At 62.1% G+C, this 13,292-nt stretch carries 14 protein-coding genes; 9 read left to right on the top strand and 5 right to left on the bottom strand.

The window, feature by feature from the left end; translation table 11 throughout:
* The first annotated feature begins 3 nt into the window (after window positions 1-3).
* From mlaD to MB824_RS05915, 9 genes are all read left to right on the top strand, one after another.
* On the top strand, window positions 4-510 hold the full coding sequence (mlaD, locus tag MB824_RS05955; protein WP_238746752.1) for an outer membrane lipid asymmetry maintenance protein MlaD: 507 nt from the start codon (window positions 4-6) through the stop codon (window positions 508-510).
* Window positions 511-534: 24 nt separating this feature from the next.
* Entirely contained in the window at window positions 535-1,155 is a 621-nt protein-coding gene (locus MB824_RS05950) for an MlaC/ttg2D family ABC transporter substrate-binding protein (protein WP_238746751.1), read from the top strand.
* Window positions 1,155-1,436 (top strand): STAS domain-containing protein, encoded by a 282-nt coding sequence (locus MB824_RS05945; RefSeq protein WP_238746750.1) that lies wholly within the window; start codon window positions 1,155-1,157, stop codon window positions 1,434-1,436. The genes MB824_RS05950 and MB824_RS05945 overlap by 1 nt, the downstream gene beginning before the upstream one ends.
* Entirely contained in the window at window positions 1,433-2,359 is a 927-nt protein-coding gene (locus MB824_RS05940; protein WP_238746749.1) for an MlaA family lipoprotein, read from the top strand. The genes MB824_RS05945 and MB824_RS05940 overlap by 4 nt, the downstream gene beginning before the upstream one ends.
* 98 nt (window positions 2,360-2,457) lie before the next feature.
* Entirely contained in the window at window positions 2,458-2,823 is a 366-nt protein-coding gene (locus MB824_RS05935; protein ID WP_238746748.1) for a VacJ, read from the top strand.
* A gap of 21 nt (window positions 2,824-2,844) precedes the next feature.
* Window positions 2,845-3,255, top strand: coding sequence for an acyl-CoA thioesterase (locus tag MB824_RS05930; RefSeq protein ID WP_238746746.1), 411 nt, complete (start codon window positions 2,845-2,847; stop codon window positions 3,253-3,255).
* The gene (locus MB824_RS05925; RefSeq protein ID WP_238746745.1) at window positions 3,252-3,755 is read left to right on the top strand and encodes a TlpA disulfide reductase family protein; all 504 of its coding nucleotides are present in this window, start codon (window positions 3,252-3,254) and stop codon (window positions 3,753-3,755) included. The genes MB824_RS05930 and MB824_RS05925 overlap by 4 nt, the downstream gene beginning before the upstream one ends.
* Window positions 3,736-5,595 carry a phospholipase D-like domain-containing protein gene (locus tag MB824_RS05920; protein WP_238746744.1) on the top strand — a complete coding sequence of 620 codons (1,860 nt, stop codon included), beginning with the start codon at window positions 3,736-3,738 and terminating at the stop codon, window positions 5,593-5,595. Before MB824_RS05925 ends, MB824_RS05920 begins: the two co-directional genes overlap by 20 nt.
* A 297-nt stretch (window positions 5,596-5,892) precedes the next feature.
* Window positions 5,893-8,004, top strand: coding sequence for a TonB-dependent receptor (locus MB824_RS05915; protein ID WP_238746743.1), 2,112 nt, complete (start codon window positions 5,893-5,895; stop codon window positions 8,002-8,004).
* 284 nt (window positions 8,005-8,288) lie between these two features.
* On the opposite strand, the gene MB824_RS05910 is transcribed toward MB824_RS05915, so the two are convergent.
* The 5 genes from MB824_RS05910 to MB824_RS05890 all read right to left on the bottom strand — a co-directional run bounded on the left by MB824_RS05910 (window position 8,289) and on the right by MB824_RS05890 (window position 13,025).
* Window positions 8,289-9,245, bottom strand: a complete 957-nt coding sequence (locus MB824_RS05910) for a tetratricopeptide repeat protein (RefSeq protein ID WP_238746742.1) — start codon at window positions 9,243-9,245, stop codon at window positions 8,289-8,291.
* An 87-nt stretch (window positions 9,246-9,332) separates the two neighbouring features.
* Window positions 9,333-9,716: a ribosome silencing factor gene (gene rsfS / locus MB824_RS05905; protein ID WP_238746741.1), complete on the bottom strand. Its 384-nt coding sequence runs from the start codon at window positions 9,714-9,716 to the stop codon at window positions 9,333-9,335.
* A 60-nt stretch (window positions 9,717-9,776) separates the two neighbouring features.
* Window positions 9,777-10,403 carry a nicotinate (nicotinamide) nucleotide adenylyltransferase gene (gene nadD / locus MB824_RS05900; RefSeq protein WP_238746735.1) on the bottom strand — a complete coding sequence of 209 codons (627 nt, stop codon included), beginning with the start codon at window positions 10,401-10,403 and terminating at the stop codon, window positions 9,777-9,779.
* An 80-nt stretch (window positions 10,404-10,483) separates the two neighbouring features.
* Window positions 10,484-11,143, bottom strand: coding sequence for a hypothetical protein (locus tag MB824_RS05895; protein ID WP_238746733.1), 660 nt, complete (start codon window positions 11,141-11,143; stop codon window positions 10,484-10,486).
* Window positions 11,144-11,264: 121 nt separating this feature from the next.
* Window positions 11,265-13,025: a M61 family metallopeptidase gene (locus MB824_RS05890; protein WP_238746732.1), complete on the bottom strand. Its 1,761-nt coding sequence runs from the start codon at window positions 13,023-13,025 to the stop codon at window positions 11,265-11,267.
* Window positions 13,026-13,292 lie beyond the last annotated feature (267 nt).

The following is a 13,292-nucleotide window of genomic DNA, read 5'->3' as shown; positions in this document are numbered from 1 at the left end:
CCGATGAAAAAAAGCGTTTTGGAAATTTGGGTCGGACTGTTTGTCCTGTTGGGTTTTGCCGCGCTGGCGGCGCTCGCTTTCCGCGTCGCCGGCGGCGGCAGCGGCTTTTCAGGCAGCCGTCCCAGCTATACGGTTTATGCCGAGTTCGCCGACATCGGCAGCCTGAAAGTGCAGGCGCCGGTGCGTACCGCCGGCGTGCTGGTGGGCAGGGTGAGCCGTATCGAACTCGACCCGCAGAACTTCCAGGCCAAAGTCAGCCTAGAAATCGACAGCCAATACCGCTACAGCAGCGATGCCAGCGCCCAAATCCTCACTTCCGGCCTGCTGGGCGAGCAATACATCGGCTTGAGCCAGGGCGGCGAAGAAGAGAAGCTGGAAAACGGCGACACTATCGCCCTGACCACCTCTGCCGTGGTGCTGGAAAACCTGATCAACCAGTTTATCGGCAACTTTATCAACAAAGAAGAGAAAACCGACTCCGCCGCTTCCGCCCCGGCGGCTTCCGAATAACACGGGGCAAGGAAAGGAAACCTTATGAAAAAATCTGCAATCGCCACCGCGCTGGCCATCGGCGCCATGAGCATCGGCCTGGCCTTCGCCAACCCGCAGCAGGCCGTCAACCAGGTTCGCGACAATTCCAACCAAGTGCTCGCCATCCTGAAAAAAGCCAACGGCAAAAACGATGCCGCCGTGCGCCGCGAAGCCGAAAACTACGCGGTTCCCTATTTCGATTTCGACCTGATGACCCGCGTGGCCGTCGGCGCGCCGTGGAACCAGGCCAGCGAAGCGCAGAAGCAGGAATTGGTGAAAGAACACCGCGCCATGCTGATCCGCACCTATTCGCGCCAGATGCTGATGTACAAAAACGCCAAAGTCGATATCAAAGGCAATCCGGTAGTCAAAAACGGCGGCAAGCTGTTGGGCAACAAACAGATTGTCGAAGTGCACGCCGTGATTCAGGCGCCCGGCCAGCAGCCGGTGCAGGCCGTTTTCAGCACCTATCAGGACGGCAAAGTCTATCGCGTGTTCAACGTCAGCTTTGAAGGCGTGTTCGACTTGGTACGCGGCCAGAAAAAACAGTTTGAGCCGGTACTCAAAGAAAAAGGCGTCGAAGGCCTGATTGCCGATCTGAAAGCGAAAAACGGCGGCAAATAATGGACAGCGAAGTGCGCAGCGGCTGCCTGCACCTGCGCGGCGACATCACCGTCCGCAGTCTGAACGGCAAAAACTACCGCCGCTTCCAAGAGCAGTGCCGGCAGCCTGAAACCCGCAGCATCGACTGGAGCGGCGTGGCCACCGTCGATTCCGCCAGCCTGTCGCTGCTGCTCGCCGCCCGCCGCATCCGCGGCGCAGGCAGCCTGAAACATCTGGCGCTGCCCGCTGCCGCCCGCGAGCTGGCCGCCCTTTACGACATCGAAGACTGGATCGCCGAATGAAAGCCGCCCACGCCGCCCTTTGCGCGCTGGCATTGTGTTTCAGCCTGAGCGCCCTTGCCGATCACCCGCAGGATCCGTATGAAAAATACAACCGCGCCGTGTTCAAGTTCAACGACAAGGCCGACCGCTACGTCTTAAGCCCTGCCGCCCGCGCCTACCGCGCCGTTACCCCCAAGCCCGCGCGCAGCGCCGTCAGCAACTTTTTCAACAACCTGCGCGACATCGGCAGCATCGGCAGCAATCTTTTGCGCGGTAACGTGCGCAAAGCCGGCTACGACTTTATGCGCGTGGCCGTCAATTCCACCTTCGGCCTTGGCGGCCTGATCAATATCGCCGACGCCGCCGGCATGCCCAACAACAAAAACACTCTCGGCGACACTTTCGCCAGCTGGGGCTGGAAGCGCAGCAATTATTTCGTCCTGCCGCTGATGGGGCCGTCCACCATACGCGACAGCGTCGGCGGCGTGGTTGCCGTGCTGTATTCGCCCGAACGGCTGCTGATGCCCGCTGCCGGCGTCCGCTACGGCGCCACCGGCCTGAACGTCGTCAGCCAGCGCGAGCAGCTGCTGGATCTGACCGATACGCTTGACCAGGTTGCGCTCGACAAATACGCCTACACCCGCGACGTTTATCTTGCCCTGCGCGCCAAGCAAACCGGCAATACCGACCCGGCCGCCGCCGACGGCGAGCTGTCCGATCCCGCCTTGTCCGCCAGCCCCGATGCCGGCGCCGGCGACGATTTGACCGACCCCGAACTCGAAAACGGCGCCGATAACAGCAACGGCAGCGCCAAGCAGCCTGAAAACGCTGCCACTGCAGCCAGCGAAACTGCAAGCCCCGCGACCGATGCCAACGCCGACAGCAGGCAGCCTGAAACCGCCGGCGCCGCCGAAAGCAGCGCATCCGCGCCCGCCGCCGAATAGCCGGCAAAGCAGCCTGCGTAGCGTAGCGGAGTTGCGGAGCTAAAAAAACGCCGCCGCATTGTGCGCCGCCCCCAAGTCCACCGCGATAAGGAAAATCCATGTACGAAGTCAACCGCAGCGTTTTTCTGCTGATTCCGCTCGAACCCTTCTGGGCGTGGCTGGAGAGCCTGCCCGGCGGCAAAACCGAAGGGCTGACCCTCGAAGATTTGCAGGCCGACGCCAATTCCTATCTCGTCGCCCCCTGCGAAAACGCCGATGAAGTGTGGGACCAGATCCAAAGCCATCTCGAAACCGTATTCGCCGCCGAGCTGGCCGACTGGTGCGAAGACGAAAGCACCTGGCCCGAGCTGCATCCGGATATTTTCCACGAATGGTTCGACATCGAGCTCTCCAGCGTCATCACCGATTTGAGCGAAGATGCGTTGGTGCGCGAGAGCTTCCGCCCGATTACCCTGCTCAACTGACGGCGCAGGCAGCCTGAAACCATGAGCGAAGCCCACCGCATTCTCGTCCACAACTGCCATCTGGACGGCTACGGCCACGTCAATAACGCGCGCTATCTCGAATTTCTCGAGCAGGCGCGCTGGACGTATTTCCGCCGCGCCGGCGTGCTCGACGAATTAGGCGGCGCCCGCCTGGTTGTCGCCCATATCGACATCCGCTACCGCCATGCCGCCGTGCTCGACGACGAGTTGCTGATTGCCAGCCGCCTGCTCGAAGTCCAGTCGCGCCGCCTGCTGGTCGCCCAAACCGTTACCGTTGCCCAGAGCGGCAAAACCGCCGCCGAAGCCGCCGTAACCCTGATTCCCACCCGCGACGCCCGCGCGTTCAGGCTGCCTGAAACGCTGCTGGCCGCCCTGCAGCACATCCGCACACAAACCACCGCACAACAATGAAAAAAATCATCCTGCCTCTGTTCGCCATCATCCTGGTCGGCGGCCTGATTGCCTTTGCGCTGTCGCAAGACAAGCCCGCCGCCCCCGCCTTCAGCCTCACCGATCTCAACGGCCAAACGCTGTCCGAACAAGACTTCCAAAACCGCGTAACCCTAGTCAATTTCTGGTTTCCCACCTGCCCCGGCTGCGTCAGCGAAATGCCCAAGCTGGTGAAAATGGACGGCGACTACCGCGGCCGCGACTTCCAGATTCTCGCCATATCCGTGCCCGTCAGCCCGGAAAACGGTCTCGAACAGGTGCGCGCCTACAGCGAACAGCGCCGCCTGCCCTTTCGCGTCGCCTTCGATGCCGAACGCAGCGTTAGCCGCAGCTATCTGAACACCGAGCTTTACCCCACCAGCGTTTTGGTTGATAAGCAGGGCAAGGTGCTGAAAACCTATGTCGGCATCCCCGATTTTGCCGCGCTGTACCGTGAAGTCGATGCCGAACTGGCCAAATAAACCGGCCGCCGCAGGCAGCCTGAAAGCCGCCGCAAGGTGTTTTTTCCCGTCGGGAAGCACTTTGCGCCCTTTCAGGCTGCCTGTATTTCTGGCGGCGGCGCTGCTTTCAGGCTGCCTGTCGCTGCCCTCGCAGGACGGGCGCGAGCAGAGCAGCTTTATCGATACCGCTTCTTCGCCGCTGCTGACCGCCGCGCTGCGGTTGCCGCCGCTGGATAACGGCACCCCGCCGCCGGAAATCTCCGCCGCGCCCAAGCAGCCTGAAAACGGCGAAACGGCATCGGCAGCGGTTTCAGGCAGCCTGAAAACCGATGGGGCAGGGCAGCCTGAACACGCCAGCGATACGCCGGCAGCCGTTCCCACAAGCAGCGAAACCGCAGCGGCAGCGGGTGATGCAGACAACAGGCAGCCTGAAAATCCCACCGCCGCCGTTAAAGGCGCAAACGGCGCAGGCAGCCTGAAAAGCGCCGAGCAGCCATCGCCCCCCGCCGGCGACGGCCGCCTGCCGACCCTGCTGTATGTGATCGACGACGCCCAAGATGCCTTTGTGGCTCGCGCCGAGCTGATCGACCACGCCCAAGTGTCGCTCGACATCCGCTACTACATCTGGCGCAAAGACCTTACCGGCCGCCTGCTGATGCAGAAAGTGCTGGCCGCGGCCGACCGCGGCGTGCGCGTGCGCCTGCTTTTGGACGACAACAACACACGCGGCATGGACGGCTATCTGGCCGCTGTCAACCGCCATCCCAATATCAGCGTGCGCCTGTTCAACCCCTTTCTCCACCGCAAATGGCGCTTTCTCGGCTATCTCACCGATTTCCCGCGCCTAAACCGGCGCATGCACAACAAATCGCTTACCGCCGACAACCAGATGGCGGTCATCGGCGGGCGCAACGTCGGCGATTCCTACTTCGGTAGCCACCCCGACACCGCCTTTGCCGATACCGACGTGCTGCTGGCCGGGCCGGTGGTGCGCGAAATCTCGCAGGATTTCGACCGCTACTGGCACAGCGATTCGGCCTATCCCTTCGAGCGCATCGTCGCCAACGCGCAGCCTGAAACCATTGCCGCCGCCCCCGATACCGCCCAGCGCGCCTTTTTGCAGACGCTGGCCGACAGCCCGCTGCGCCAGGCCGTCGATGCCGGGCGGGTGGACTACATCCGCGCCGACACCCGTTTGGTGAGCGACGACCCCGACAAAGCCCTCGATCGCCGCATCCGCATCAATATCGCCGACGAAATCGAGCAGGCGATGCAGACGCCCGAGCGCGAAATGTATCTGGTCAGCGCCTACTTCGTGCCCGGCCGCAGCGGGCTGAAACTGTTTGACAGCCTTGCGCGGCGCGGCGTCGCCGTTACCGTGTTCACCAACTCGCTGCGCGCCACCGACGTTGCCGCCGTCCATTCCGGCTACGCCCGCTACCGCCGCCGCCTGCTGGAATCCGGCGTTACCCTCTACGAATTCAAACCCGGCCAGGCCGTGGCCGCGCGCGGTAAAGACAAAGGCCTGACCGGCTCCTCCACCAGCCTGCACGCCAAAACCTTTATCTTCGACCGCGAGCGCGTGTTTGTCGGCTCCTTCAACCTCGATCCGCGCTCCGCCCGCCTCAACACCGAAATGGGACTGATGATCTACCACCCGCCGCTGGCCGCACAAATGCAGGCGCACCTCGAGCGGGTAACCGCCGCCGAAGCCTACCGCGTCAGCCTGGACAGCAGCGGCAAGCTGCGCTGGCGCGACCCGCAAACCGGCGAAACCTCCAACCGCGAGCCCGAAGCCGGCACTTGGAAACGGCTGCTCAACAATTTCCTGTCGCTGCTGCCGATCGAGCGTTTGCTATAAACGCCGCACCCGAATGCCAAGCAGCCTGAAAACCCGTGTTCGCGGTTTTCAGGCTGCTTTGCCGTTGTAGGTCGGATACTCGTATCCGACATTTTCCGTTCCCGCATAAGTGCCATCCTTGCGGCCGGTCGTCGGATTCAAGAATCCGACCTACGTGCTGCTGCGTAACCAAAAAAGCAGCCTGAAAACCCTGTTTGCGGCTTTCAGGCTGCCTGCTTGGAAAATTTACGTTAAAATACGAATCACAACAAAAACTATTTTTGATTGCTTCTTTTTAACCTGATTTCCGGAGTATTTATGCCCGCACCCACCCGTTTACTGTCGCCGCTGAGCCTGATGCTGCTGGCGGCGTTTCCTTTGTCTGCCCATGCCGACGATGCCGATGAGCAGGGCGGTTATGCCGCCACGCTGCCCACGGTAACCGTGGTCGGCCAGCCTGAAACCAGCATTCTCAAAGGCTATATCGACTACGGCGAAGCCGCCGTTACCCGCAACGGTTTGCGTACCAAAGAAATCCCGCAAACCGTCGATACCCTCAACATCCAGAAAAACAAAAATTACGGCACCAACGATTTGAGCTCGATTCTGGAAGGCAACGCCGGCATCGACGCTGCCTACGATATGCGTGGCGAGAGCATAATGCTGCGCGGTTTCAACGCCGATGCCAACGACATCTACCGCGACGGCGTGCGCGAAAGCGGCCAGGTGCGCCGCAGCACCGCCAATATCGAGCGCGTGGAAATTCTCAAAGGCCCCTCGTCGGTGCTCTACGGCCGCACCAACGGCGGCGGCGTGATCAATATGGTCAGCAAATACGCCAACTTCAAACAAAGCCGCAACGTCGGCGTCAGCCTGGGCAGCTGGGAAAACCGCAGCCTGAACGTGGACGTGAACGAAGTGCTCAACCCGCACGTCGCCCTGCGTTTGAGCGGCGAAGTCGGCCGCGCCAATTCTTTCCGCTCGGGCATCGACAGCAAAAACGCGATGGTTTCGCCCAGCATTACCCTGCGTTTCGGCAGCCTGAAATGGACGGGGCAGTACACCTACGACAAAGTCAAACGCACGCCCGACCGCGGCCCGGGCAAAAACGTTTACGACCATTTCAATCTTTCCTACCGCACCGGTTTTGCCCACCCCAATGATTTTGTCGAAGACAAACTGCAAGTGTGGCGCTCCAATCTGGAATACGCCTTTAACGAGCGCTGGAACCTGCAATGGCAGCTAGCCCACCGCCGCGCCGCGCAGGATTTCGACCATTTCTACGCCGGCCGCATCAACGGCAGCCAGATTGTGCGCAACTACGCCTGGCAGCAGACCGACAACAAAACCTTATCCAGCAGCTTCACGCTCAACGGCGACTACCAAATCGGCCGTTTCGACAACCACCTGACCGTCGGTTTCGACGCCAGCCGCGAAAACCGCAACCCGACTTTGGGCTACCGCGGCAGCTTTACCGTGCCGATCGATCCCTATAACCGCGATACCTGGCCTTCGTCCGGCCGCCTGCAGCCGATACTGACCCAAAACCAGCATAAAGCCGATTCCTACGGCCTGTTTGTGCAAAACATCTTCTCGCTAACCCCGCAGCTCAAATTCGTTGCCGGCGGCCGTTACGATAAATACACCTTCCGCTCCGAAAACAAGCTGAGAAACACCAGCCAGAGCTACAGCGGCCATTCCTTCAGCCCCAACTTCGGCGCCGTATGGGACATCACGCCCGCGCACACCGTTTACGCCGGCTACAACAAAGGCTTCTCGCCCTACGGCGGCCGCAGCTACATGAGCATCAACGCGGTGAACGCCGCCGCCAATTCCAACACTTCGCCCGAATACGCCAAGCAGTATGAAACCGGCATCAAAAGCTCGTGGCTGGGCGGCAAGCTCGACACCACGCTGTCGCTGTACCAAATCGAGCGCTACAACATCCGTTACCGCCCCGACCCGCAAAACGATCCCTTCCATTGGGAAGTCAGCGGCAAACACCGCTCGCGCGGCGCCGAACTCTCGGCCATCGGCCAAATCGTGCCGCAAAAACTCTATCTGCGCGGCTCCTTCGGCGTGATGCAGGCCAAAGTGGTGAAAGACGACGCCACGCCGAATAATGTCGGCCAGCACCTGAGCGGCACCAGCAGCGTAACCGGCAACCTGTTCTTCCGCTACACACCCACCGCCAAGCTTTACGGCGAAGTCGGCATCACCGGCAGCGGCAAGCGCTACGGCTACACCCGCGCCGGCGCCGCCGACCACCTGCCCGGCTTTGCCCGCGTCGATGCCATGGTCGGCTGGAACTGGAAGCAGCTCAATACCACCTTTGCCGTCGGCAACCTGTTCGACCGCAAATACTGGCGCTCCGACGCCATGCCCGCCGCCCCGCGCAACTACACCCTGCGCGTGAACTACAGCTTCTGAGTCTGGCGCACTTCACACAAAGCAGCCTGAAAACCCGTGTTGGAGGTTTTTCAGGCTGCTTTGCCGTTGTAGGTCGGATACCCGTATCCGACATTTTCCGTTCCCGCATAAATGCCGCCCTTACGGCTGGTTGTCGGATTCGAGAATCCGACCTACGTGCTGCCCGCGAAACGGGCAGCCTGAAAGCCGAACGGTAGCAATAAAAAGCAGCCTGAAAAAACCGTTGGCGGTTTTCAGGCTGCCTTGGTTTCAGGCTGCTTGGCGCTGCTTTGCCGGTTGGCGGCTCAGTGCCGCTGGCCGCCGCCGCGTTCGCCGAAGAGGGCGAAGAGTTCGAAATTGCGCGAGGCTTCTTGGGTGTAGGGGTGTTGTTTGCCGAAGTGTTCGAGATACAGCGGCAGCACCTGCTGCATCAGTTTGGCGGCGGCGCCGAAGCGGTGCTGGCGGCAGTAGTGCTGCGCCTGGTAGTTGAGAATGTGGGCGTAGAGCGGGTGGCGGCTGCCGAGAACGGCGCGGCAGTCGGCGGCGGCGCGGATATAGAGCGGCTTGGCTTGGCGGTGGTCTTTCATCGCGTCGTAAACGGCGGCGGTTTCGATTAGCGCGGTGATGGTGCGCGGGTGGCGCTCACCAGAGCAGCGGCTTTGGATGGCGCGGGTTTGCGCGAGCACCGACAGCGCTTGTTTGTGCCAGCCTTGGACGCGGTAGCAGGCGGCGGCGTCGGTGTAGGTTTGCGCGGTGTGGCGGTGCTCCATGCCGAACAGTTTTTCGTAGGCGGCGGCGGCGCTTTCGAGATGGGCGAGCGCCTGCGGGATGTCGCCGTCGTGGCGGCAGGCGCGGCCGAGATCGGCGGTCAGGCGCAGGGTGTCGGGGTGTTTGGGACCGAGGGCGCGGCGGTAGGTTGCCAGCGCGTTTTCCAGCATTTCGCGGGCTTCGCGGTGGCGGCCGTAGCAGTCGAGAAAGCGGGCGAGACTGCCGCCGGTGCGGGCGCTGGCCAGATCATCGGCGCCGACGGTGCCGAGACAAATCAGCCTGGCTTGTTTGAGCAGGCTGCCGGCGGCGGCCAGATCGCCCACCGCCTGATGCCATTCGCCCTGGCCGCGCAGGCACAGCGCGTATTCGGCCGAGCGGCTGCCGAACTGTGCTTCGGTTTGGCGGCCGAGCCGGCGCAGCAGCGACTCGGCGGCGTCGAACTGCAGACGGTCGGTGAGTTCGCTGGCGTGGGTCAGGCGGGCGGTGAGATCCATGGCGGCAAGGGGAAAACGGGGCGGACGGCGGTTTTAGCTTCGCAACTGCGCTACGCTACGCAGGCTGCCTGAAAGGGCAAAAACGCCTTAATCGGCCGAATGCCAGGGTTTGGCGCCGTCGAAGGCGGGTTTTTGGCCGCCCCACAGCGCTTCGATATCGTAAAAATCGCGCACGGCCGGCAGCATAACGTGTACCAGCAGGTCGTCGGCATCGACCAGCGCCCATTCGCCGCTGTCCTGGCCTTCGCTGCCGATCAGCAGGAAGCCGGCTTCTTTGAGCGACACGGAAACGTTGTTGGCCAGCGCGCGCACTTGGCGGTTGCTGTCGCCGCTGGCGATGATCATGCGGGCAAACAGCGAGGTTTTTTCGGAGGTGTCGATAACGACGATGTCTTTGGCTTTGATGTCTTCGAGCGCATTGACGGCGGTTTCGACCATCTGCGCCAGGCGGGCGGAATCTTGTTCGTTCATAGATGAAAATCGGATGGTTTGGGAAACGGGCGATTATACGCCATCGCGGCGCGGCGGCGTTCAGGCTGCATGGTAAAGGCGGTGGCGGCGGATATAGGCGGCCACTTCTGGCGGCAGCAGCGCGCCGGCATCGCCGCCGCCGGCAAGGGCGCGGCGGATGTCGGTGGAACTGGCCGGATGCAGCGGCGCGGACAGGGTTTTCAGGCTGCCTGCGGCTTCGGCCTGCCGCTGCCAGGCGGCGCGTTCGGCGTCGGGTGCGGTGCCGCCGTCTGCACGACGGGCGACAGCGATATTGACGGTGTCGGCAAACTGACGCCAGTTTTTCCAGGTGTGCAGGGTGTTCAGGCTGTCGGCGCCGAGCAGCCACCACAGATCGGCGGCGGGGAAGTTTTGGCGGAAGATGGCGGCGGTGTCGCTGCTGTAGGTGGCGCCGCGGCGGACGATGTCGCAGTCGCTGACGGCAAAGCGCGGGTCGGCCTGCGCCGCCAGTTGCGCCATCGCCAGCCGGTGGCGGGCGTCGGTGCGGCTGCCGCCTTTGTGGTAGGGGTCGCCGGCGGGCAGGAAGATGACGGTGTCGAGCGCCAGCTCGTCGGCAAAGGCGCGGGCGATGTGCAGATGGCCGTTGTGGACGGGGTCGAAGCTGCCGCCGAACAGGCCGATGGCGGGGCGGCGGGAAGGGAAGGTCATGCTCGGGCTTTCTTGAAAAGGGTTTCAGGCAGCCTGAAAAGACAGACGGCGGCTTTCAGGCTGCCTGAAACGGCGCGGGTTTACAGTTTTTTGAATTCCCATACGCTGCCGTCGCGGCGGAAGCTCAGGTAATACTGGCCGCGGCGGGTTTCGATGGTGGCGCTGTGCCAGAAGCGGCTGCCGTCGGCCAGCGGCATCAGCGACAGATAATAGGGCTCGCGGACCACGGCATGTACACCGGCGGCTTTGGCTGCCCATGCCTGCGCCAGCTCGGCAGCTTGGTCAAAGCGCACGGACGACAGCGCTTCGGCGGGCAGCGGCTTTTTGCGCTCGGGCGGCAGGATGTCGGTTTCGCTGCGCTGCCACAGGCCGCTACGGTAGATGTAGTGTTCGCTGCGCAGGGCGTCGTCGGGTGCAACCAGGTCGATTTCGATGCGCGGCTCGTCGCCGTCGTAAAAGTCGATGCTGCCGGTTATCAGGATTTGTTCGGCTGGCCGGCCAAGCTGTTCGGACAGCCGCTGCTGGGCGTCGGCAAGGGCGGCGGCATCAAGCAGCAGGTTGCCGCTTTGCGCGGCCGGCAGCTGCGGCAGCGGCCGTTCTGCGGATTGCGCTTCGACGGCGGCGGAAGCGGCTGCGGCTGCCGAGGCGTCGTCGGACAAATCTTGGCTCAGCGCGCCTTCGCAGCCGGCAAGGGCGGCGAGCAGGGCGAGCGGCAGCAGCAGGCGGAGCAGGGGTTTCATGCGTTTCTTTCGGTGCAAAAGGCAGCCTGAAAGGTTTTCAGGCTGCTTTGCCGTGGGGCGGGTTGCGGGTGGACGGGGTTTTCAGGCTGCCTTTGCCGCTGCGGTATTAAATGCTGCGGTTTCAGGCTGCTTGGGCGGCGAGCCAGCTTTCGAGAGCGGCGAGGTCGCTGATTTTCAGGTAGGCGGTTTGGGCGGCGGCGGCTTGGGGGACGATGTCGGTTTCGCGCAGCACGCCGTGGCGGAAAAAGTGCAGGCGGTGGCGCTTACCGGCTATATCGGCGGCCTGGTGGTCGAAATCGCGGCAGGCGTAGCCGTCAACGGCGATGATTTTGTCCTGCGGCATCAGACCGCTGCGCTCGGCGGCGCTGCCGTTGAGCACGTGGGTAATCAGGGCGTGGCCGTCTTGCTGTTTGAAACGGCAGCCCAGTTCGGCCGCCGGCTCGGCTGCGGCGGGGAAGTTTTCGACCACGCCGCCTTTGCTGCCGGATTTTTCAGGCTGCCAGCGCAACTCAACGCCGATATGGCGCAGCGCTTCGACCAGTGGCAGCTCGGCGGTGCTGTACAGGGCAGCCTGAAAAAAGCCGGCGAGGTCTTGGCCGAGGATTTCCTGCGCGCGCCGCTGCCAGCTGCCTTCGGTGATGCCGCTGCGGCTGTCGAGCCAGTCTTGGTAAAGGCCGCGCATCACGGTGTCCAGGCTTTGGCTGTTGTCGCTGTTGCGGCGGATGAGTTGGTCTAGGCACAGGGCAGCCAGCGAGCCTTGCTGGTAGTAGCTGACGATGGCGTTGGGGCTATTTTCGTCGGCTTTGTAGAATTTGTGCCAGGCGGCGAAGCTGGATTCGGCCAGCGTCTGCACGCGGCTGCCGGGCAGCTGGCGGCAGTGGCTGAGGGTGCGGGCGAGCAGGTTGAGATAGGCGGCGGGGCTGATAACGCCGCTGCGGGCGAGAATCAGGTCGTCGTAATAGGCGGTGATGCCTTCAAACGCCCATAGCTGCTCGGTGTAGCTTTCCTGCTCCAAATCGTAGGGCTCGAAGGCGGCGGGTTTGACGGATTTGACGTTCCAGGCGTGGAAGTATTCGTGGGAAATCAGGCCGAGCAGCTCGGTATAGCCGCGGTCGGCTTCGCCCAGGCCGTAGGCGGGCAGGCTGTGGCGGTCGATGTGCAGGGCGGTGCTGCTGCGGTGTTCGAGACCGCCGTAGATTTGGTCGCCAACGTGCAGCAAGAACAGATATTCGCCAAAGGGCGCCTGTTGCGGGAAGATGGAGAGCGCGGTTTCGCAGATTTTGCGGCTGTCTTCAATCAGGCGGCTGCGGTCGAAATCGGGATAAATGCCGCTAATGGCGATGCGGTGGGGAATGCTGCGGGCGGAAAATTCAAGGATTTCGATGGCGGCACCCAGCTCGAAAGGGTGGTCGATTAATTCGCCGTAGGAGGCAGCCTGAAAGGTTTGCGCGGCTGTTTGCGTCAAAGTGGTGGCGATCTGCCAGTTTTCAGGCAGCTTTTCAAAGCTGACCTGGTGCGTCTGGTTGTGGCAATCGGGCAGACTGAGAAATAGGCAGGCGCCGTCGATAAAGCCGCGGTCGGTATCGAGCAGGGAAGCGCGCACGGACATATCGTTGGCGTAAACGGTATAGAAAATGCTGTACTGCCCGGCCTGGGCCGGCGTTTGCCAGCGGTTTTTGGCGGTTTGCACCAGCGCGGCGGGACGGCCGTCGCACTCGGCGCGGATGGCGGTGATGTGGCGGCTAAAGTCGCGGATCATGTAGCTGCCGGGCGTCCAGTTGGCCAGCGCGAGCGTTTGCGTGGCGTTTTCAGGCTGCCTGAAAGTCAGGCATACCTGCCATTGGTGGCTTGCGGGCAGCGGAGAGACGGTGTAACGAATCATAAGAAGTGTTAAAATTTGTTTGGTTTGGTTATTCGAATTGTGTTAAAACCGCTTTTTTGAAAAGCGGATAAGCCGGCAACATTCAGCAAAAGCCGCATATGCCTGCGGAAAAGATGTGTGTTTTACCATTATTCTGTTTGGTGGGAAAGGCGGTTTTGCTTTAAAATACCAAGTTGGATTGACCACACATGTAAAAAAATATTTACACAGTAAAACCGTCGGTAACGTAACAGGTTTCAGGCTGCCTGCAGGCGGCTCGCGTTGCGG

This window comes from Kingella pumchi (assembly GCF_022288825.1).
Taxonomy (GTDB): domain Bacteria; phylum Pseudomonadota; class Gammaproteobacteria; order Burkholderiales; family Neisseriaceae; genus Kingella_D; species Kingella_D pumchi.
Note: the sequence above shows the minus strand (reverse complement) of the source record. Positions and strands in the feature narration are given on the sequence as shown.